The sequence below is a fragment of the Variovorax sp. P1_H2 genome, from assembly GCF_056405295.1.
Genome location: NZ_JBFUCJ010000004.1, coordinates 35,660 through 55,793 on the forward strand (window position 1 = coordinate 35,660; position 20,134 = coordinate 55,793).

The following is a 20,134-nucleotide window of genomic DNA, read 5'->3' on the forward strand; positions in this document are numbered from 1 at the left end:
CCCGAGGAATTCATCATGAAGTCGAACTGGAAACTTGGCGCATTCGCCCTGGCGTTCGTTGCAGGAAGTGCGTTCGCCCAGGCCTACCCGACGAAGCCGGTCACCTGGATCGTTCCTTTCGCGGCCGGCGGACCCACCGATGCGCTCGCGCGCAACATCGCCGAGCGCGTGGCCCGCGAACTTGGCCAGCCGATCATCATCGACAACACGCCGGGGGCAGGCGGCACGGTCGGCGCAGCCAAGGCGGCACGCGCTGCGCCCGACGGCTACACCATGCTGGTCGGCCACATGGGCTACATGGGCGCCGCGCCTGCCTTGTACAAGAAGCTCAACTACGATCCGGTCAAGGACTTCGCCCCGGTGTTCCGTTTCCCGGATACGCCGTTGGTACTGATGGTTCGCAAGGAGCATCCGGCCAAGGACATCAAGGCGCTGGTCGACTTCGGTCGCGCCAACCCGGACAAGCTGTTCATCAGCAATGCGGGCGTCGGCTCCAGCTCGCACCTGATTGCCGCGCTGTTCGCCTCTTCCGCGGGCATCAAGGTTTCGCAGGTGCCCTACAAGGGCGCCGGGCCGGCACTGATCGACGTGATCGGCGGGCAGGTGGACGGCATCTTCGACCAGACCAACACGGCGCTGCCCCAGATCAAGGAGGCGAAGGTGCGTCCGCTGGCCGTCACCTCGAAGGTCCGGCTGCCGCAGCTCAAGGATGTCCCGACGCTCTCGGAAACCGTGCTGCCGAACTTCGAAGCTTCCACCTGGTACGGGATCTACGCGCCCAGGGGCACGCCGCAGCCTGTGCTCGACAAGGTGCAGGCGGCCTATCAGAAGGTCATGACCGACAAGACCTTCACGGACAAGATGGCCGAGCAGGCGATCCAGTTGCTGCCGGCCGATCAATACACCGGCGCGGCATTGGGCAAGCACACCGAAAGCGAGGTCGCGCGATGGAAGACGGTTGCGGCCAAGACCAACATCTCGCTGGATTGAGCATGGTCGCATCACGTATCGAGCATGACGCCTTCGGCCCGGTCGACATACCCGCCGACCGATACTGGGGCGCACAGACGCAGCGCGCGCTCGGCGTCTTCGAGGTCGGCGAAGAGCGCTTTCCTGCCTGCCTGATCCGTGCGTTCGGGCTGCAGAAGGCGGCGGCCGCGCGCGCCAACCTGCGCTGCGGGGCACTCGATGCGATGCTGGCAGAACCGATCCTGGCGGCTGCCGGCGAACTGCGCGACGGCCGCTTCGATGCGCACTTCCCACTCACGATCTGGCAGACCGGCTCGGGAACGCAGACGAACATGAACGCCAACGAGGTGATCGCGAACCGGGCCAACGAGCTGCTGGGTCAGCCGTTGGGCACCAAGTCGCCGGTGCATCCCAACGACCATGTCAATGCTTCGCAGTCTTCGAACGACAGCTTCCCGACCGTCATGCACCTGGTCACGCTGCTGGAGCTCGAGCAGCGGCTGAAGCCATCGCTCGCATTGCTGCACGACAGTTTGCGGGAGCGCGCCGATGCCTTTTCCGATGTCGTGAAGATCGCGCGAACGCACCTGATGGATGCCGTGCCGATGACGATGGGGCAGACCTTCGACACCTTCGCCCGCCAGGTCGCACTTGGGATCGAGCGGATCGACGCCACCATGCCGCGGCTTTCATCCCTGCCGCAGGGTGGGACGGCTGCTGGCACGGGTTTGAACGCGGCGCCAGGGTTCGATGTGATCTTCTGCGAGGAGATCAGCGCACTCACGGGCCGCAACGTCTCGCCCAATGCATCGAAGTTCGAGGGCATGGCGGCGCACGACGCTTTGGTTGAAGTGTCAGGCGCGCTGAACGTGCTGGCGACTTCGCTGCTCAAGATCGCCAACGATCTGCGCTGGCTCGGATCCGGGCCGCGTTGCGGCCTGGGAGAACTGAAGATTCCGGATGACGGCCTCACGAGTTCGATCATGCCGGGCAAGCGCAACCCGACCATCGCGGAGGTGCTGGCGCAGGCCTGTATGCAGGCCGTGGGCAACCACGCGACGATCACCATGGCCAATGCATCGGGCAATTTCGAACTGAACGTCGCCAAGCCGGTGCTGATTGCCAACCTGCTGCAATCGATTCGCGTGGTTGCCGACGCGTCGAGCGTGCTGGCCCGGCGATTGGTTCAGGGGATCGAGGTGGACCCGGTGCGATTGGCCGGCAATGTCGAGAACGCGTTGCTGATGGTGACGGCGTTGAATCCACACCTTGGATATGACCGAGTGGCGCGGATTACCGCTGTAGCGCTCGAGGAGGGAATCACCCCGCGAGCTGCAGCGTTATCACTTGGGTTTCTGGATGAAGCGACTTACGACCGGATCGTGGATGCCGCAAGGATGGCCAATCGCCGATAGCCGCGCTCTTCGTCGTCCGGAGCCCGGCGGCCGATGCAGCTCGCTACCGCACCTTCGTCGGTCGGCGGTCATCGTCGAGCGCCACATAGGTCATCCGGCATTCAGTCACCTTGGTCGGTACGCCGCCGCCTCGCCGTTCGGTCACCGCTTCGACGTGGACCGTGACGGAGGTCGTTCCGATGCTCACGACAGTGGCAAGGAAGGTCACCAACTCCCCCAGAAGTATCGGCTGCGCGAAGACGAGCTTGTCGACAGCAACCAGCGCGACCAGTCGTCCGGAGATCCTCATGGGCAGAACGCTGCCGGCGGCATCGAGCTTGCCCATGACCCAGCCGCCGGAGATCAGATTCTCCAGAACCGTGTCCGCCGGCATGGGGATGACGCGAAGGACGACCTCCGGCTGCGCGGACGGGGCGCTCGCCGCATCGACAGGCTTGTTCATTGGGTGTTCCTTCGCCGAGGCTGCTCAGCGCTTGTAGGGGAGCATTGTCGAGAGCGAATCGGCAACCTCCAGCATCGCCTTGGCGATCGCCGTCCCGGTCGGTCCGTTCAGTTGATCCGAGAGGCCAGCCGCAACGAGGGAGTGACTCATGCGCTGCCCTTCATCCAGCACCGGAACGGCGACGATCGTGACGCCGTTGATGTAGTTGCCGCGGTCGATGCTGTAGCCGTTCTTGCGCGCGAGCTCGACCTCTTTCTTCCACGCCGCGAACTCAATCGGCTTGTCCCAGCGTACGGTCTTGAAGCGCTTCTGCAACTGCGGCCACGACGCCTGGCCGAATGCCGCCACGAGTCGGCCTGTGGCGCTGACCAGGGCGGGGAAACGGCTCCCGATGTCCACGTGGAGTCCGAAAGGCGCCTGCGCTCTCGACAGTGCGACGACCGCCATGTGCTCGGCGCCCGCGGTCTCGACCCCCATCGTCGTCACGCCCCATTCCTTCGACAAGTCGTCAAGCATCGGCTGAGCCAGACTGGAGAAGGTGCTGTTCTTCACCACGCTGCGCGCGAGGCTGAGCATGCCGATGCCGAGCGAGTAGCGCTTGCTTGCCTCATCGACCTTCAGGAGCTGCTCATCCACCAGCACGCGAACGATGTGCAGGCAGGTGCTGGGTACCAGCCCGAGGTGTTCCGCGATGGATTTGACGCCCATGGGAGGCGACTCTCCCAGAAGGCGAAGGATGGCGATCGAGCGCGTGACTGCGGGAACGGGACGAACGCGACGCGCCTTCGGCGCGGGCGGTGCAGGCGAACGCGACTTTGAGATATCAGGTGGCATGGCGTTGGGGAGGGTTGGACGCGTTTTACCAGAAACGATGCGCGGAACTCGTGAGCCGCAGCCGTGACTTGTCGCTGGAGGCCAGGCGTCGCGCAGGCCCTTGGGCAGCATGACGAGAGCGTCGACAGTGATTGTCTTAGTACAATTACATAATGCGATTGACAATACGTGAACTGGCACGCATAGTTGCGTCAATCCGATTCACAACGCAGAGACAACAGACACCATGAGGAAGCTCACAGACTTCACCTCCTACGCGGATGCCCAGCGCCTCTGTTCAACAGACAAGCTGTGGGAACTGTTCGACGGAGACCGTGACTCCCTGAACATTTCGCACGAGTGCATCGACCGGCACGCCAACGGTTCGCGGCAGGCGGTCATCGTGGCGCATGCGGACGGCAGCGAGGAGACGTTGACCTTCGCCGAACTCGCCGACGCTTCCTCGCGCTTCGCGAACTACCTCGTCGACAAGGGAATCCAGCGCGGCGACCGGGTGGCCGTGATGCTCGAGCCGTCCCGCGCCTTCTATGTGTCCATCTTTGGCGCCATGAAGGCCGGGGCCGTCGCCGTGCCGCTGTTCACGCTGTTCGGACCCGACGGCATCCGGCTTCGGGTGAACGACTGCAATCCCAAGCTGCTGATCACGAACGCAGAGAAGTCGCCGATGGCGAGCAGCATCGAGAACGTCGAGGTCGTCGTGGCCTCGAACGCGTTCCTCGCCGCCCTCGAGGGCTACCCGAGCCAGTTCGAGCCGCAAACCAGGGGCGACGATTTCGCCATCTTCCAGTACACCTCCGGCACCACGCGGGAGTTGCCGGCCGCGGTGCGTCACACGCACAAATCCATCGTCACGCTCATGCTCGCGGCGCTCTACGGAACGGGCATTCGCCCGGGAGACCGCTTCTTCTGTCCTTCGTCGCCGGCCTGGGGCCACGGGCTCTGGCATGGCACCCTGGCGCCGCTGGCGCTGGGCGTGACGATCGGCGCCTACGCCGGGAAGTTCAACGCCGAGCGCCTGCTTCAAGCGCTGCACGGCGGGCGGTTCACGAACATCTCCGCGGCCGCCACCCACTACCGGATGATGCGGCACTCGGGCGCTGCCTCGAAGTACGACTACTTCCTCGAGAAGCTCTCTTTCACGGGCGAGCCGATCGACAGCGAGACCTCGGCCTTCGCCGAGGCGACCTTCGGCCGACCGGTCTGCAGCATGTACGGAACCACCGAGATCGGGGTCATCCTCGTGAACTACCCGGGCGCGGCGGATTTCGTGGTCAAGCCGGGTTCGCTGGGCAAGGCGGTCCCCGGCACGCGGGTCGAGGTGCAGGACATCCACGGTGCGCCGTGTGCGCCCGGTGTCGCGGGTGAGCTGAAGCTTTGGCGCAAGGACGGCTGGGTGCCCACCAAGGACCTTGGCCGGATCGATGACGACGGCTACTTCTATCACGGCGGGCGTGCCGACGACGTGATCATCTCCGCCGGCTGGACGATGAGCGCCGTCGAGATCGAGGACGCGATTCTCAAGCACTCCGATGTGCTCGAGGCCGCTGCGATCGGCGTGCCCGACGAGCTCCGCGGCCAGGTGGTGAAGGCTTTCGTGGTCTCCGACCGGGCCGGGGACGACGCCTTCCTGGGTGAGATCCAGGAACTGGTGCGCAGCCGCCTCAGCCAGCACGAGTATCCGCGCCAGGTGGCGTTCGTGGCGGAGCTTCCCAAGACGCCCGCCGGCAAGGTCCACCGAAAGATTCTCCGTGAGCGAGAGCTTGCGAATTCAACCGCGGCGCTCGCCGCAATCCACTGAAGTAAAGAAAAGGAGACATTGATGTCCACGCAGACCGAACGAAGCTTCCCCAAGATCACGGAGAGCGGCCTAGACGAATTGAGGGAGCGCATCGGCAAGCCGATCGGCGCGACGGCGGAGCCGTGGTGCCACGAAGCGACACGCGACAACATCCGGCACTACGCCCACGGCATCGGCGATGACAATCCCCTGTGGTGCGAGCCGGACTATGCGGCGAAGACCAAGTACGGCGGCATCGTGGCGCTGCCCAGCTTCCTCTTCTCGACCAGCCGGATCGTGTCGGGCTACGTCGGCGGTCTGCCCGGCGTGCACGCGATGTGGTCCGGTTCCGACTGGACCTGGCACAAGCCGGTGCTGCGCAACGACGAGATCTCGACCGAGGCCTACCTCAAGGATCTGGTCGAACACCAGACCAAGTTTGCCGGTCGCGCCGTGCAACAGATCTACCACGTCGATTTCTTCAACCAGAAGGGCGACAAGGTGGCGGAGGCGGACAGCTGGTGCTTCCGCACCGAGCGCGACCACGCGCGTGAGCAGGGCACGAAGTACAAGGAAGTTCGTGCGCGCGAGCCCCGCCGCTACACGCCCGAAGAGATCGGCGAAGCCTTCAAGCTCTATCGCGACGAGCCCGTGCGCGGCGCGACGCCGCGCTACTGGGAGGATGTCAAGGAAGGCGAGGCGCTGCCCGTCATGATGAAAGGCCCGATGACGGTCACCGGCTTCATCGCCTATGCCCAGGGATGGGGGGGTCTCTACATCCGGGCCAACAAGCTGGCGTGGAAGCTGATCGACGCCCACCCGGGCGTCGGCATCACCAACCGCTTCGGCATTCCTGATGTTCCCGAGCGCGTGCACTGGGAAGAGGACTTCGCACTCGAAGTCGGCGCGCCCGGCGCCTACGACTACGGTCCCGAGCGGACGTCGTGGCTGACGCACCACCTGACGAACTGGGCCGGCGACGACGGCTTCCTGGCCAAGGCCAGCTGCAAGATTCGCCGCCACAACCCCGAAGGCGACATGCTCTTCATCAAGGGCCACGTGAAGCGCAAGTTCGTGGAAGGCGGGCGCCATCTGGTCGAGATCGCGCAGGAAGCGCGCAACCAGGACGACGAGCTGTCCGTGGTGGGTTCCGGCATCGTCGAGCTGCCCTCGCGGTCCTGACCACCCTCGGCGGGACGGGGCCCTTCGGTTCCGTCCTGCGAGCCTGACGACGTGCTCGACCGCCTGGTCGGCACGCCCCAGCCACCGAGCTGCCCTTTTTTCCGGCGGAGCCGTATGCGGACCCCTTCGAACCCGACCACTGAACGGACGAATCAAGCTCGAGGCTCATTGGACGGCATCCGCGTGCTCGACCTGTCCCGGGTATTGGCAGGTCCGCTGTGCACGCAGATGCTCGCCGATCACGGCGCCGATGTCGTCAAGATCGAGCCTCCGGCTGGAGATGACACGCGATGGCTGGGCCCGCCGTTCGACGCCTCGGGCGACGCGGCGTACTTCTCGGCTGTCAATCGCGGCAAGCGTGCGATCGGACTGGATCTTGCCAAGCCCGAGGGAAAGGCCGTCCTCTTTCACCTGCTCGAGCAGGCAGACGTCCTGGTGGAGAACTTCATTCCAGGCACGATGAAGCGATGGGGACTGGATTTCGAGACGAAGCTGTCGGATCGGTTCCCCCGGCTTGTCTACTGCAGCATCAGCGGCTTCGGCGCCGACGGGCCGCTGGGTGCGCTGCCCGGCTACGACGCGGTGCTTCAGGCCATGTGCGGACTGATGAGCATCAACGGCGAGCCCGGATCAGGAGCCACTCGTATCGGCGTACCGATCGTCGATCATCTGACCGGATACACCGCGCTTTCCGGGATTCTGATGGCCTTGCATGAGCGCCACCGTACCGGCCGCGGTCAAGCGGTCGAGGCGACACTGTTCGACGCCGCACTGAGCCTGCTGGTGCCGCACGCAGCCAACTGGTTGAGCTCAGCCCAGACACCCGGACTGCTTGGCAGCGCGCATCCCAACATCGCACCCTATGACAAGTTCATGTGCGGCGATGGCGAGATCTTTCTCGGCATCCTGAACGACGGGCAGTTCCGTCGATTCTGCGAAAGCGTCGGTCGCCCCGAGTTGGCCACCGACCCTCGATTCATCAACAATTCGCTTCGCCTCGCCCATCGGCCCGAGTTGCGGGCTCGGATCGAGGAGGCTTTGAGCGCCTGCTCGCGGCAAGTGCTGTGCCAGAGGCTGATGCAGTGTGGCGTGCCGGCCGGGCCGGTGAACACTGTCGCCGAAGCCTTCGGTCAAGACCACACGCTGCACCGCAAGATGGTCGTCGAACGAGAGGGGTACCGGGGCGTCGGCCTGCCGGTTCGGCTGTCGCGGACCCCTGGAGCGCCCAGTTCATCCCCGCCAAGCTACGCCCAGCACACGGACGAGGTCATGGCGGAGGCCGGAATTCCCGCCAGGGAGGTCGCCGCGCTTCGTGACAGTGGCGTGCTCCCGGCTCAAGCGCAGCGCTAGGAGCCTGATGCACAACTCCGAGCCGTTCCCGGTCGAGACGACCGTCGTCATCGAACGCCAGCAACGTGCACGCCGCGCAGCCAGCGCGACGCCGGGTGATCCGGCTGCCGCGGCGTCCGGCGAACGGGTCAAGCCGCTGCGCAAGCTCAAGCACCCGAGCCGCTCCGACAAGCTGCGCAGCTTCGTCGGCATGCTCTGAGAAGCTGCCAATGCGTGGCTCCCTGCGGAGCCTGCCTTGCGAAACCCGATCCGGCTCGAATGAAACCAAGAAGGAGACAAAGATGAAGTACGCAGTGAAGATGGCTTTTCTCGCCGCAGTGGTGGCGCTGGCGGGCACGGCCCATGCCGACGACTACCCCTCGAAGCCCGTGAAGATCGTTGTCGCCTACCAGGCCGGGCAGGGCACGGACGTGGCGACGCGCTACATCGCGGATCGGCTGAGCGTGGCGACGGGAAAAACGTTCTATGTCGAGAACCGGGGCGGGGCAGGTGGCAACATCGGCACCGAGTTGGTCGCTCGCGCCGCGCCCGACGGCTACACCTTGACCATGGGGACCAATGGGACGCATGTCCTCAATCAGTTCATGTATGCGTCCTCCGGCTTCAATGCCGAGACGGGATTCGATCCAATCATCCTCATCGGGACTTTTCCAATGGTCCTGCTCGCACAGGCCGGCTCGCCGCTGGGTTCGCTGCAGGACGTCCTCAATGGCGCCAAGACCGGCCCGAAGTCCGCCGACATCGGCATTCCCAGCACGACGGCGCGCCTGGTGTTCGAATTCCTGAAAGAGAAGACCGCCAGCCCTCTCTTCGGCGTTCCCTACAAGGGGTCCACGGCAGTCTTGACGGACGTCTTGGGCGGACAGATCCCTTTGATGATCGACACGGTCACAGCGGTACGGCCGCAGGTGGAGGCCGGCAAGCTCAAGGCCTTGGCGGTGACCTCCGGGAAGCGGACCTCGCTTCTTCCCGACGTTCCGACAGTGGCCGAGCAAGGCGTGCCTGGTTTCGAGGTCATCGCGTGGAATGCGCTGTACGCGCCGAAGGGTACGCCTGCGGCCGTGATCGCGCGGCTCCATGCGGAGGTGAACAAGATCCTTGCGCAGCCTGAAACCAAGGCGCGCTTCCTGGAGCTTGGCTTCGATGTCGGAGGCGGTACGCCGGAGGAACTTGGACGGTTCGCGCGCGCGGAGCGCGGCAAGTGGGGCCCGCTGATTCAGAAGACAGGCATGCGCGCCGACTAGCCGCGGGATGTTGGTGGAAGCGCGGGGAAGGGTTTTCCGCCGCACGCCCGGGCTCGTCTTCATGCAAGGCAGTGCTGGTGGCCCAAGCCATCATGCGAATGCTCAAGGGTTGAGAGGGTCCGCGCCGCCCTGCGAAGACCGGTCGGCGATGTCGCACGATGACACTGCATCCGGCGGCGTATCGGCCGGCGCAATGTAGGCGGCGCCGACCAATGCACCCGACGCGACGACGAGGCGATGAACAGCCGATCCGACATGCCGGAGCCAGTTCAGCATGGTCAGTCCAAGCTGACTTTCGCCTTGCGGGTGACCTCGCGCCAGCGGGCAATATCGGCCTCCAGTTCCGATCGGAAGCGCGCCGGTGGTTCGAGAACAGGCTCGACGCCGCGCATCGTCATCGCTTGGCGGGCTGCGGGCGTGTCCATGCTGTCGTGAATCGCCTCGTAGAGGCGGTTGGTCAATTCGGCGCTGAGACCAGGCGGCGCGAAGACGCCGAACCAGGTCGTGGCTTCGTAGTCGGGCACACCCGCCTCGCGCAGGGTCGGGATCTCGGGCGCGGCGCCGGACCGTCGGCCACTGGTGACGCCCAGCGCCCTGAGCTGGCCGCTCTGGATGAACGGGAGCGACGAAGGCAAGGTGTCGAAGTAGGCGGCGATGTGGCCGCCGATCAGGTCGGTGATGACCTGGCTGCTCCCCTTGTAGGGGATATGCCGCAGCTTGGTCGTGCCGGTCGATTGCACGAAGAGCTCGGCGGCCATATGGGTGATGTTGCCCGTGCCCGCCGAGCCGTAGGCAACCGGCTCGCTGCGCGCGTTCACGTACTTCACAAACTCACCCACGCTGTTGACGGGCGTGCGGTTGTTGACGACAAGCACCAGGGGGGTGTAGCCGATCTGGGTGATCGGCGTGAAGTCGCGCAGCGGGTCGTAGGCCAGTTTGGGCATGAGAACCGGGCTGATCGACTGACTGGCACTGACACCCAGCAGGAGCGTGTAGCCATCGGCGGGCATGCGCGCCACGTCCGCGGCTGCGAGGGTGCCGTTGGCGCCCGGCTTGTTGTCGACGACGACGCTGGTGCCCAGCGCCTGCGAGAGATGCTGTGCGACCTGCCGGGCGACGAAATCGGCCCCGCCTCCCGGGAGGAAGCCCACCAGCAGGCGGATCGGGCGCGCAGGATAGTCCGCCGCGTGGGCCGCGGCGGCAACGCACAACAGGCATGCAACGAGGACCTTTCGCGCGGCGGGGTGGATCATGTCGGTTCGCTCCAGTATCGGGTGTTCGGTCGGTTCGGCTTGCAGCCGTTCGCTTGAGCATCAGGCCGCATGTCGCACCGCGGCCCAGGCGAAATCGTCGGGCTTGGGCGAGCCGATGACGCCGTGGGCGAGCAGTTCGTCGCATTTCTGCGCTGCCACCCCCGCGGATTTCAGCAGCTCCAGCGTGTGTTCGCCGAGCTCGGGCGGGGGCAGGGTGGCGACCTTGTCGGTCGCCGCGTCCAGCCGCGGGAACTCGGGCACGTCGAATCCGAGTCCGCGATAGTGAACCCGCCGCAGCTTGCCCGGCTGGCGTGCCTGCGGCGCGTCGAGCACGTGCTCGAGCGGCAGTACCTCCGTGAACCCGACATCCCCGGCCTTCAGGCGCGCGGCGGCCTGGTCGAAGGTGCAGGCCGCCACGGCGGATCTCACGATGTCCTCCACCTGCTCGCGCGCCTTCTTGCGCTGGCGCAGGCTGCCCAGGGAGGCGTCGCCGGCCTGCGGCAAGGCCATGGCGCGGCAGAACTTGAGCCAGTGGGCGTCCGTCAGCATCAACAGATAGATCCAGCGCTCGTCGCGGGTGGCGTAGGCCCCGTAGCCCGGCATGCTGAACTCGCCGTTGGGTTCACGCTCCGGCCGGCCCAGCAGTTGCAGCTTCAGTTGGGCACCGGTCAGGTCGCGCGAGGCGACATGGAGGCCGGTCTCGTAGAGACCCACTTCGACGGGCCGCACGGGCCGGCCTGCCTTCGATCCCAGCATCGAGGCCAGGATGCCGATCACCGCGTAGGCGCCGGCGAACTGGTCATGGTAGGAGGGCCCGAGCCGGCTGGGCCGGCCGTCGATGCGGTTGGATTCCATCACGCCGGAGGACGCTTCGGCGACGGGGTTCGAGGCCAGATCGTCCTCTTGCGGGCCCGCCGCGTAGCCGCGGATGTGGCAGTAAGCCAGGCGGGGATTCACCGCTTCGCAGTCGGCACGCGTCAGCTTGAGCTTGCGCGCCGCTTTCGGTGCCAGGTTGTGGATGAAGATGTCGGCCGTTGCCAGCAACTTGCAGAACGCGGCATGTCCTTCCGGGTCGGACAGGTCGATGCAGACGCTTTTCTTGCCGTGGCTGTACGCGATGAAGGTGCCGCTCGGGCCGCCTCGAACCAGGCTTCTCGTCGGGTCGCCGCGCGGCGGTTCGACCTTGATGACCTCGGCGCCGAGCTGCGAGAGGATGTGCGCGGCAAAGGGTGCGGCGAGCATGGTGCCCAGCTCGATCACACGGCGTCCGGCCAGAACGGATTGCTCCATGGGTGATGTCTCCTGAATATGAATGCATTTTATATTTTCTTGGCAACAGCAGAAAAGCCGAAAACACTTGTTTAACCTGGGGCAAACCCGGATTTCGGTCAATGATGCAATTTATACAATGCATTCTACGAGCTGTGACTCGCCCACCAGACCTCAAGAACATCCAGGAGACAACGTCATGCGCAGAAGGACATTTCTCTACAGTGGCGCCGCCGCCGCCTCGGTCGCCTTGCCGGGCTGGGCCCAGGCGCAGCAGGTGTCGCCCGGCATCGACATGGCGAGCAAGACCGTCACCGTGGGGGCGTTCACCCCGATCACGGGGCCGGTGCCCTTCTATACGATCCTCACGCATGCGGCGGACTCGTATTTCAAGTGGGCCAACGACAGCAACGCGCTGAGCGGCTGGAAGATCAACTTGGTCACCTACGACGACGGCTACGAGCCGGCGCGCAGCGTGGCCGTGACGCGCCGCCTGGTCGAGGAGAACAAGATCTTCGCGCTCACCGCCGCAACCGGCACCGCCCAGTCGGTGGCCGTCATTCCCTATGCCAAGGAGGTGGGCTTGCCGATGATCGGGCCGATCGGCGGCGCCAGTGCCCTGTTCTCCGAGCGGCTGGTCTTCCCCCTGCTGCCGGACTACGGCTGGTCGGCGGCGTCCAATCTCGACTACGCCTGGAGCGGCCTCAACGCCAGTCGCGTCGCCCTGCTCTGGGAGAACGACGAGCTGGGCCGCTCGGCCAAGCGCGGCTTCGACCTGTACATGGAAGCGCGCAAGAAGCAGCCGGCCGAGTCGATTCCGTTCGAGGTCCGCAGCACCGACTTCACGCCGCATGTGCGCCGGCTCGCCAACGCGAAGGCCGAGGTCGTGATCCTGTTCGGCTCCAACGCCAACCTGGCGGCGGCGCTCAAGGCTGCCGAGCGCATCAGCTACGAGGCCAAGTGGATGGGCCCCTTCTTCACGGCCGACCCGACCACCCGCAAGCTGGCCGGATCGCTGCTCGACGGGGCCTACTTCTCCTCGTGGCTGCTGCCGGTCACCTCCGACGAACCCGAGGTCAAGGCCTACCGCGACAACGTCGCCAAGTACTACCCGAACGACCCGATCGGCGTCTTCGGCCTCAACGGCTGGAGCAACGGGGCGCTGTTCGTCAAGGGCTTCCAGGCCCTGCTGGCGAGCGGCAAGCCCCTGACACGGGAGAACCTCGTGGACGTGATGGAGACGATGACCAGCCAGACCATCGGCGGTGCGCGCAACGTGACCTTCAGGCCCGGCGACCACCGTGGCGTGCGCCAGGAGGGGATCATCCAGGCGATGCCCGACGGCAGCTTCAAGCTGCTGCGCGAGTTCCGGCCCTTCCCGGCCGAAGTGTTCGACGCCAAACTGTCTTGAGGACCTGACTTGAGCACTGCATACGACGACTGGATCGGCCGCGAGGAGGAGCGCACGCAGCGCATCCTCGCGTCCGCGGTGCAGGCCATGGCCGCCACGCTGGACCTCGACACCGCAGCTGCCGCCGGCGACCCGCTGCCACCGGGATGGCAGTGGCTGTTCTTCAACCCGGCGGCGCGGCGCAGCGAACTCGGGCTCGACGGCCATCCGAAGCGCGGCGGCTTCCTGCCGCCGATCGAGCTGCCGCGCCGGATGTGGGCCGGCAGCCGGGTGCGCTACCTGGCCGACCTGCCGGTCGATGCCGAGGCGAGCCGGCGCAGCCGCATCCTGAGGGTGGAGAACAAGGTCGGCAAGCGCGGCTCGCTCTGGTTCGTGACGGTGGCGCACGCCATCGCCTGCGAAGGCCGTCCGTGCATCGTCGAGGAACAGGACATCGTCTATCGCGAGCCGACGCCGCCGGGCGCCGCGCCCGCGCCGGCACCGCAGCGCCACGACGGCGAGGCCCAGTGGGGACGCGCGTTCCAGCCCGACACGACCTTGCTGTTCCGCTATTCGGCGCTGACCTTCAACGGCCACCGCATCCACTACGACCCCGCCTATGCGCGCGACGAGGAAGGCTACCCCGGCCTGGTGGTGCATGGCCCGCTGACCGCGACCCTGCTGCAGCAGCTGGCCGTCGAACACGGCGGCGGCAGGCGGCTGGCGCAGTTCGACTTCCGCGGTGTCAGTCCGCTGTTCGTCGACCGTGCGTTCCGCCTCGAGGGGCAGGCCCTGGCCGACGGCAGCCTGGCGCTGTGGGCGCGCGGCCCCGACGGCGAACTGGCGATGTCGGCCACCGCGGCCTTCGACTGAACCCGGCGCGCGTACCCAGACATTCACATCATCGAAGCAGGAGACAAGAGACATGGCACAGCACTTGAGCGGACCGGCGAGCCTCGAAGGCCAGGTCGCGCTGATCACCGGCGGCGCAGGCGGCATGGGCCGCGCCATCGCCAGGGCCTTCAAGGCGGCCGGCGCGCACGTGGTCGCCACCGACCGGGCGGAGCACGAGGACATCGGCCCCGGCATCGCGTATCGCCGCTACGACGTGGTGTCCCGCACCGAGACCGACCGGGTGGTCGACGAGGTGATCGCCGAGCATGGCAAGGTGGACATCCTGGTGCTGTGCGCCGGCATCATCGCGCGCACGCCACTGGCCGACAGCACCGATGAAGAATGGGACGCGATCATGTCGGTGAACCTGCGCGGCGTGGTCAACCCGACGCGCAAGCTGTTCCCGCTGATGTGCGAGCGCGGCTTCGGCAAGATCCTCGCGGCCGGGTCGATCGCCGCCAAGAACGGCGGCGTCGCCTCGGGCCCGGCCTATGTGGCCTCGAAGGCCGCGGTCCACGGAATGATGCGCTGGGTCGCGAAGGCCGGCGCGCCGCACGGCGTCTACGCCAACGTGCTGGCGCCCGGCCCAGTGGAAACGGCGATGTGGGCCAACGTCACGGGCGGCAGCGTGGCGCCGTCGGCCAACGCCACCGTGCCGCTCGGCCGCTACGGCAACGCGGAGGACATCGCGCAGGCGGCGCTGTTCCTGTGCTCGCCGGCCTCCAACTGGATCACGGGCACGTCGCTGGACATCAGCGGCGGCATGTGGATGGACTGACGAAGGACGCATCAGATGGCAGACGCAGCAGCAGTGATCGGCTTCATCGGTCTCGGCGTGATGGGCGGACCGATGTGCCGCAACATGGCCGCCAAGCACGCGGGCGAGCTCATCGCCTTCGACATGAACCCGAATGCGTTCGAGGTGCTGGAAGGCACGCGGGCGCGCCGCGCCGGCACGCCGGCCGAGGTGGCGGCGCAGGCCGACGTGGTCTTCCTCTCGCTGCCCGGCGGGCCGCAGGTCGAGCAGGTCTGCCTCGGGCCGCAAGGTCTTGCTGCCGGTGGGCGCCGTCCCTCGGTCATCGTCGACCTGAGCACCACCACGGTCGAGAGCGCCCGCCGTGTCGGCGCCGCGCTCGGCCAGCGCGACGTCGAGTTCGCCGACGCCCCGGTGGCGCGCACCCGCGAAGCCGCGCAGCGCGGCGAGCTGAGCATCATGGTCGGCGCGAGCGAATCGCTGTTCGCACGGATCGAGCCGCTGCTGCGCTACATCGGCTCGGACGTGACGCGCTGCGGCGAGCTGGGCTGCGGCCAGGTCGTGAAGCTGATCAACAACGCGCTGGTCTTCGAGCACACGATGGCGCTGGCCGAGATGATGGTGATCGGCGAGCGCGCCGGAGTGCAGCCGGGCGTGCTGCTCGACGCCGTCTCCAAGGGCTCCGGCGACAGCTTCGTGCTGCGCAACCACGGCCGCAAGGCGATGCTGCCGCGCCAGTTCCCCGAGAAGGCCTTCCCGCCTGAATACGCGCTCAAGGACATCGGCTACATGCTCGAGCTGGCGAAGCAGGTGGGCACCTCGGCGCATGTCACCGAACTGGCGCAGCGCTACTACGCGGCGACCGCGAGCCAGGGCTGGAGCGGGCGCTATTTCCCGGCGGTGATCGAGCTGATCGACCGCAACCTCGGTCCGGCGCCCGCCGCGGCCGCCGACAACGCCTGACCCCATGTCCGACTTCATCGGCCTGGTCTGGGCGGGCATCATCAGCGGCTCCTTGTACGCGATGGGCGCGATCGGCATCGTGCTCATCTACAAGAGCTCGAATGTCGTGAATTTCGCGCACGGCAACCTCGCCGGGTTCGCCGCCTTTCTTGTGTTCGGCTTCACGGCCGGCACCTTCGCCGACATGCCGTGGCTCGCGGGCGTGCTGCTGACGCTGGCGATCATGGTCGCCGTGATGGCGCTGAGCTACCTGCTGATCGCGCCGCTGGTGTTCAAGTCCGACCTGATCAGCACCATCGCGACGCTGGGCGTGGGCCTGGTCGTGCAGGGCCTGACGCAGCTGCTGTTCGGCTCCAACGTGGTGTCGATGGAGCTGCCCCTGCCGCGCTGGCGCCTGCACCTGGGGTCGCTCCAGGTGTCTTCCTACGACCTGGCGGTGCTGGTCGTGACGGCCCTGGCGATCGGGCTGCTCTACCTGCTGATCGAGCGCACCCGCATCGGCATCGCCTTTCGGGCCGTGTCGGCGAATCCGTTCGCCAGCCGGGTCTGCGGGCTGAACCTGCGCGGGGTGCATGTGTTCTCGTGGGTGGTGGCCGGCCTGCTCGGGCTGGTCGCGTCGCTGCTGATCGTGCCGACCACCTTCCTGTCGTCCACCAGCGTCGCCTCCTTCATGCTGCAGTCCTTCGCGGCCGCCGTGGTCGGCGGCTTCAGCAGCCTGGCGGGCGCGGTGGTGGGCGGCATCTTCATCGGCGTGCTGATGAACCTGCTGTCGTTCTACGTCTCGGCGGAGTTCAACAACAGCTACCTGCTGGTGACGATCCTGCTCGTGCTCAACGTGTTTCCCAAGGGCGTGCTCGCCATTCGAGGGGGTGCCCGTGTCTAGCCTGCCGATCCGTCCGACCCTCGCCTCCGCCGCCGCCGCGGCGCCGTCCGGCCCCGAGGCCCGGCCCGCCGCCGGCGGCTGGGCCCGCAAGACCGGCAGCGCGCTCGGCCTGCTGGTGCTGCTGCTGCTGCCGCTGGTCTCCGGCGGCTACTGGACCTTCACGCTCGGCGTCTGCTTCGCCAACGCGATCGCGATCATCTCGGTGAGCTTCCTGGTGCGCTATGGCGGCGAGGTCTCGATCGGCCATGGCGTGTTCGTCGCCGCCGGCGCCTACACGGTCGCCCTGGTCGAGAAGTACCTCGGCCTCTCGCTGCTCGCCAGCCTGCCGCTGGCCGCGGTCCTCGGGGCGCTGCTCGGCGTGGTGTTCGCCTTTCCGTCGCGCAACATGTCCGGCATCTACCTCGCGGTGACGACCATGGCGCTGGCGCTGGCACTGCCGGAACTGCTGCTGCATTTCTCCAGCGTGTCTGGCGGCTACGAGGGGCTCTACGTGAAGCTCGACGCGCTGCCGGGCGTGCCCAAGAACCTGCAGCGCTACTACCTGCCGCTGGTCGGACTGGTTGCCGTGGCCCTGCTGCTGCGCCACTTCCGCCGCTCGCGGCAGGCGATGGCGCTGCTGCTGATCCGCACCTCGGCGCATGCGGCCGAATCCTTCGGCGTGCGCCGCAGCTGGGCCCGCCTGTCGTGCATGGCGCTGAGCGCCGCGATCGCCGCCATCGGCGGCGCGCTGCTGTCCTTCAGTTCGTCCACCGTCTCGCCCAACAGCTTCACGCTGTGGACGTCGATCTTCCTGCTGGTCGGCTCGGTGGTGTGCCTGCATGCGATGTCCTTCGCGGGCAGCCTGGTGGGCGGCATCTTCCTGACGCTGGTCCCCTTGCTGCTCGCCGGTGCCGGCGACTGGGTGCCGATCCTCTACGGCGGCGCGCTGCTGGCGGTGGTGCTCGGCGTCAATGCGCTGCCGGCGTCCGTGCGGGCGCGCCTCGAGGGAGGCCATTCATGAGCGTCGCTGTGGCCATGGATTCCACGCTCCCGCTGGTCGTGGATGAGCTGGCGCTGTCCTTCGGCGGCATCCAGGTGCTGCAGGGCATCGCGCTGCAGATGCAGCCCGGCGAGATCACGGGGCTGATCGGCCCCAACGGCGCCGGCAAGACCAGCTTCTTCAATTGCCTGACCGGGCTGTACGCGCCGCAGCAGGGCCGCATGCGCCTGGGCGACATCGCCCTCGAGGGCATCGCGCCGACCGGCCGCGCCGCGCTCGGCTTCTCGCGCAGCTTCCAGCACGTGGCGCTGTGCCCGGAGCTCAGCATCGTCGAGAACGTGATGATCGGGCTGGACCGCCAATCGGCCGCGGGTTGGCTCGATGCCTTCCTGCCGCTGCCGCGCGGCCGCCGCGAGCGTGCGCTGCATCGCGAACTCGCGCTGGCGGCGCTGGCCCGGCTCGGCATCGCGCAGGTGGCCGACGAGGCGCCCGCCAACCTGCCGCCGGGCGTGCTGCGGCTCGCCGAGATCGCCCGCGCCATCGCCGGCGCGCCGCGCGTGCTGCTGCTCGACGAGCCCGCGGCCGGACTCAACTCGGTCGAGACGCGCGACCTCTCGACGGCGCTGATGAGGCTGCGCTCGCCGCAACTGGTGATGGTGGTGGTGGAGCACGACATGGACCTGATCATGGAGGTGTGCGACACCATCCACGTGCTCAACGTGGGCCGGCTGCTGGCCTCGGGCAGCCCGGCGCAGGTTCGCGCCAACCCGGACGTGGTGCGCGTCTATCTCGGAGACGACGATGAGTGAGGCCGCCATGGACCTGCTGCAGGTCGAGAACCTGACGGTGCGCTACGGCGCCGGCCCGGTGGTGCACGGCATCGCCCTGGGCGTGCCGAGGGCGACGGTGGCGGCGCTGCTGGGCGCCAACGGCGCCGGCAAGTCGAGCACGCTGCGGGCGATCGCCGGCCTGGAGCCGGCGCAGGGCCGTGTTCTGTTCGAAGGCCAGGACATCAGCGGCTGGTCGTCGGCCAGGCGCTTTCGCGCCGGCATCGCCTACGTGCCCGAGGGCCGGGCGATCGTGGCCGACCTCTCGGTCGCCGACAACCTCACGCTCGGGTCCTATTTCGTCGATGCCGCCACGCGTGCGCGGCGGCGCCAGGTCGTGCTCGACTTCTTCCCAGAAATCGCCAACCGCCTGAAGTCGCCAGCGGGCCTGTTGAGCGGCGGCGAGCAGCAGATGCTGGCCATCGGCCGCGGGTTGATGTCGGCGCCGCGCCTGCTGCTGCTGGACGAGCCTTCACTCGGACTGGCGCCGCTGCTGGTGGCCCGCGTCTACGAGCGGCTGGCCGTGATCCAGCGGGAGCAGAAGCTGGCCGCGCTGCTGGTCGAGCAGAGCTTCCACGCCGCTGCCAAGCTGGCGGCACGCGCCTGGGTGATGCGGCACGGCCACATCGTGGGCGAGCTCGACGCCCAGGCGCTGCGCACCCGCGAAGGACGGCAGCAGGCCATCGAGGCCTACCTGGGCGCGCGGCAGCAAGCGGCAGAGGCGGCCCACGCATGAAGCAAGGAGAGACCGTGAACCTGAAGTTGCAGGGCGAGGTGATCGCCACCGGATTGCAATTTCCCGAAGGCCCCGTCGCGCTGCCCGACGGCAGCGTGCTGGTGGTCGAGATCGCCGCCGGCCGGCTGACCCGCGTCCTGCCCTCGGGCGAGCTGAGCGTGGTGGCGACGCTGGGCGGCGGTCCCAACGGTGCGGCGATGGGACCGGACGGCCACTGCTACGTCTGCAACAACGGCGGCTTCAGCTGGCGCACGGACGAGGGCTTCACGCGCCCGACCGGCCCGGCCGCCGACTACGAGGGCGGCGCGATCCAGCGCGTGAACCTCGCCACCGGCGCGGTGCGGATGCTCTACACCCACTGCGATGGCGTTCCGCTGCACGGCCCGAACGACATCGTGTTCGACGCCGACGGCGGCTTCTGGTTCAGCGATTTCGGCAAGACCTTCGAGGACCGCATGCTGCGCGGCGCGGTGTACTACGCCCGCGCCGACGGCAGCTTCATCCGCCGCGCCGCGCACCCGGTGCTGACGCCCAACGGCGTCGGCCTGTCTCCGGACGGCCGCACGCTGTACGTGAGCGAGACCGAGACCAGCCGGCTCTGGTCCTACCCCGTCACCGGGCGCGGACAGCTCGGGCACGAAGCCTGGCCGTCTCCGAACGGCGGCCGGCTGGTGCATGGCCTGCCCGGCTTCCAGCGATTCGATTCGCTGGCGGTGGAGGAGGGCGGCAACATCTGCGTCGCCACCCTGGTGCGCGGCGGCATCAGCGTGTTCTCGCCGGCCGGGGATCTGCTCGAGTTCCACGAGGCACCCGAAGGCTATTGCACCAACATCTGCTTCGGCGGGGCGGACCGTCGCACCGCCTTCATCACCCTCTCGGGCCATGGCCAACTCCTGGCCGCGCGCTGGCCGCGCGCCGGCCTGGCGCTTTCGGCCTGACCCCCCGTGCAGCACGCGCCAACCCACAAGGACGC

21 protein-coding genes are annotated in these 20,134 nt (G+C 67.3%); 16 read left to right on the forward strand and 5 right to left on the reverse strand.

Going from position 1 to position 20,134, the window contains the following annotated elements; all coding sequences use genetic code 11:
• Nucleotides 1-15: 15 nt before the first annotated feature.
• Both AC1D2E_RS02680 and AC1D2E_RS02685 read left to right on the forward strand, forming a co-directional pair.
• Complete coding sequence (locus AC1D2E_RS02680) at nucleotides 16-990, forward strand: tripartite tricarboxylate transporter substrate binding protein BugD (protein WP_478195962.1); 975 nt, start codon at nucleotides 16-18, stop codon at nucleotides 988-990.
• Between the two features lie 2 nt (nucleotides 991-992).
• Nucleotides 993-2,384 carry a class II fumarate hydratase gene (locus tag AC1D2E_RS02685; protein WP_478195963.1) on the forward strand — a complete coding sequence of 464 codons (1,392 nt, stop codon included), beginning with the start codon at nucleotides 993-995 and terminating at the stop codon, nucleotides 2,382-2,384.
• Nucleotides 2,385-2,427: 43 nt separating this feature from the next.
• On the opposite strand, the gene AC1D2E_RS02690 is transcribed toward AC1D2E_RS02685, so the two are convergent.
• Together AC1D2E_RS02690 and AC1D2E_RS02695 are read right to left on the reverse strand one after the other, a co-directional pair.
• A complete protein-coding gene (locus AC1D2E_RS02690) occupies nucleotides 2,428-2,826 on the reverse strand; it encodes an acyl-CoA thioesterase (RefSeq protein ID WP_478195964.1) in 399 nt (132 codons plus the stop codon).
• A gap of 24 nt (nucleotides 2,827-2,850) precedes the next feature.
• Nucleotides 2,851-3,660 (reverse strand): IclR family transcriptional regulator, encoded by an 810-nt coding sequence (locus AC1D2E_RS02695; RefSeq protein WP_478195965.1) that lies wholly within the window; start codon nucleotides 3,658-3,660, stop codon nucleotides 2,851-2,853.
• 226 nt (nucleotides 3,661-3,886) lie between these two features.
• Here AC1D2E_RS02695 and AC1D2E_RS02700 point away from each other — a divergent pair, with 226 nt between their 5' ends.
• The 5 genes from AC1D2E_RS02700 to AC1D2E_RS02720 all read left to right on the forward strand — a co-directional run bounded on the left by AC1D2E_RS02700 (nucleotide 3,887) and on the right by AC1D2E_RS02720 (nucleotide 9,213).
• Nucleotides 3,887-5,458 carry an acetate--CoA ligase gene (locus AC1D2E_RS02700; RefSeq protein ID WP_478195966.1) on the forward strand — a complete coding sequence of 524 codons (1,572 nt, stop codon included), beginning with the start codon at nucleotides 3,887-3,889 and terminating at the stop codon, nucleotides 5,456-5,458.
• A gap of 21 nt (nucleotides 5,459-5,479) precedes the next feature.
• Nucleotides 5,480-6,619, forward strand: coding sequence for an FAS1-like dehydratase domain-containing protein (locus AC1D2E_RS02705; RefSeq protein WP_478173376.1), 1,140 nt, complete (start codon nucleotides 5,480-5,482; stop codon nucleotides 6,617-6,619).
• 114 nt (nucleotides 6,620-6,733) lie between these two features.
• Nucleotides 6,734-7,969 (forward strand): CaiB/BaiF CoA transferase family protein, encoded by a 1,236-nt coding sequence (locus AC1D2E_RS02710; RefSeq protein WP_478196053.1) that lies wholly within the window; start codon nucleotides 6,734-6,736, stop codon nucleotides 7,967-7,969.
• A 7-nt stretch (nucleotides 7,970-7,976) separates the two neighbouring features.
• A complete protein-coding gene (locus AC1D2E_RS02715) occupies nucleotides 7,977-8,168 on the forward strand; it encodes a hypothetical protein (protein ID WP_478195967.1) in 192 nt (63 codons plus the stop codon).
• An 82-nt stretch (nucleotides 8,169-8,250) separates the two neighbouring features.
• The gene (locus tag AC1D2E_RS02720) at nucleotides 8,251-9,213 is read left to right on the forward strand and encodes a Bug family tripartite tricarboxylate transporter substrate binding protein (RefSeq protein WP_478195968.1); all 963 of its coding nucleotides are present in this window, start codon (nucleotides 8,251-8,253) and stop codon (nucleotides 9,211-9,213) included.
• 102 nt (nucleotides 9,214-9,315) lie between these two features.
• Here the strand turns inward: AC1D2E_RS02720 and AC1D2E_RS02725 are convergent, their stop codons facing one another.
• The 3 genes from AC1D2E_RS02725 to AC1D2E_RS02735 are packed head-to-tail and all read right to left on the reverse strand — an operon-like array spanning nucleotide 9,316 to nucleotide 11,756.
• Complete coding sequence (locus AC1D2E_RS02725; RefSeq protein ID WP_478195969.1) at nucleotides 9,316-9,489, reverse strand: hypothetical protein; 174 nt, start codon at nucleotides 9,487-9,489, stop codon at nucleotides 9,316-9,318.
• A gap of 2 nt (nucleotides 9,490-9,491) precedes the next feature.
• Nucleotides 9,492-10,466, reverse strand: coding sequence for a Bug family tripartite tricarboxylate transporter substrate binding protein (locus AC1D2E_RS02730; RefSeq protein WP_478195970.1), 975 nt, complete (start codon nucleotides 10,464-10,466; stop codon nucleotides 9,492-9,494).
• Nucleotides 10,467-10,526: 60 nt separating this feature from the next.
• Complete coding sequence (locus AC1D2E_RS02735; RefSeq protein WP_478195971.1) at nucleotides 10,527-11,756, reverse strand: CaiB/BaiF CoA transferase family protein; 1,230 nt, start codon at nucleotides 11,754-11,756, stop codon at nucleotides 10,527-10,529.
• Nucleotides 11,757-11,934: 178 nt separating this feature from the next.
• Between AC1D2E_RS02735 and AC1D2E_RS02740 the strand changes: the two genes are divergently transcribed.
• The 9 genes from AC1D2E_RS02740 to AC1D2E_RS02780 are packed head-to-tail and all read left to right on the forward strand — an operon-like array spanning nucleotide 11,935 to nucleotide 20,099.
• Complete coding sequence (locus tag AC1D2E_RS02740; RefSeq protein WP_478195972.1) at nucleotides 11,935-13,146, forward strand: ABC transporter substrate-binding protein; 1,212 nt, start codon at nucleotides 11,935-11,937, stop codon at nucleotides 13,144-13,146.
• 9 nt (nucleotides 13,147-13,155) lie between these two features.
• Entirely contained in the window at nucleotides 13,156-13,998 is an 843-nt protein-coding gene (locus AC1D2E_RS02745; protein WP_478195973.1) for an HTD2 family dehydratase, read from the forward strand.
• 52 nt (nucleotides 13,999-14,050) lie between these two features.
• Nucleotides 14,051-14,797 (forward strand): SDR family NAD(P)-dependent oxidoreductase, encoded by a 747-nt coding sequence (locus AC1D2E_RS02750; protein ID WP_478195974.1) that lies wholly within the window; start codon nucleotides 14,051-14,053, stop codon nucleotides 14,795-14,797.
• A 15-nt stretch (nucleotides 14,798-14,812) separates the two neighbouring features.
• Nucleotides 14,813-15,736, forward strand: coding sequence for an NAD(P)-dependent oxidoreductase (locus AC1D2E_RS02755; RefSeq protein WP_478195975.1), 924 nt, complete (start codon nucleotides 14,813-14,815; stop codon nucleotides 15,734-15,736).
• A 4-nt stretch (nucleotides 15,737-15,740) separates the two neighbouring features.
• A complete protein-coding gene (locus tag AC1D2E_RS02760; RefSeq protein ID WP_478195976.1) occupies nucleotides 15,741-16,619 on the forward strand; it encodes a branched-chain amino acid ABC transporter permease in 879 nt (292 codons plus the stop codon).
• Nucleotides 16,612-17,619 (forward strand): branched-chain amino acid ABC transporter permease, encoded by a 1,008-nt coding sequence (locus AC1D2E_RS02765; protein ID WP_478195977.1) that lies wholly within the window; start codon nucleotides 16,612-16,614, stop codon nucleotides 17,617-17,619. Before AC1D2E_RS02760 ends, AC1D2E_RS02765 begins: the two co-directional genes overlap by 8 nt.
• Nucleotides 17,616-18,407, forward strand: a complete 792-nt coding sequence (locus AC1D2E_RS02770) for an ABC transporter ATP-binding protein (RefSeq protein WP_478195978.1) — start codon at nucleotides 17,616-17,618, stop codon at nucleotides 18,405-18,407. The genes AC1D2E_RS02765 and AC1D2E_RS02770 overlap by 4 nt, the downstream gene beginning before the upstream one ends.
• Nucleotides 18,400-19,161 carry an ABC transporter ATP-binding protein gene (locus AC1D2E_RS02775; protein ID WP_478195979.1) on the forward strand — a complete coding sequence of 254 codons (762 nt, stop codon included), beginning with the start codon at nucleotides 18,400-18,402 and terminating at the stop codon, nucleotides 19,159-19,161. The genes AC1D2E_RS02770 and AC1D2E_RS02775 overlap by 8 nt, the downstream gene beginning before the upstream one ends.
• Nucleotides 19,158-20,099: an SMP-30/gluconolactonase/LRE family protein gene (locus AC1D2E_RS02780; protein WP_478195980.1), complete on the forward strand. Its 942-nt coding sequence runs from the start codon at nucleotides 19,158-19,160 to the stop codon at nucleotides 20,097-20,099. Before AC1D2E_RS02775 ends, AC1D2E_RS02780 begins: the two co-directional genes overlap by 4 nt.
• Nucleotides 20,100-20,134 lie beyond the last annotated feature (35 nt).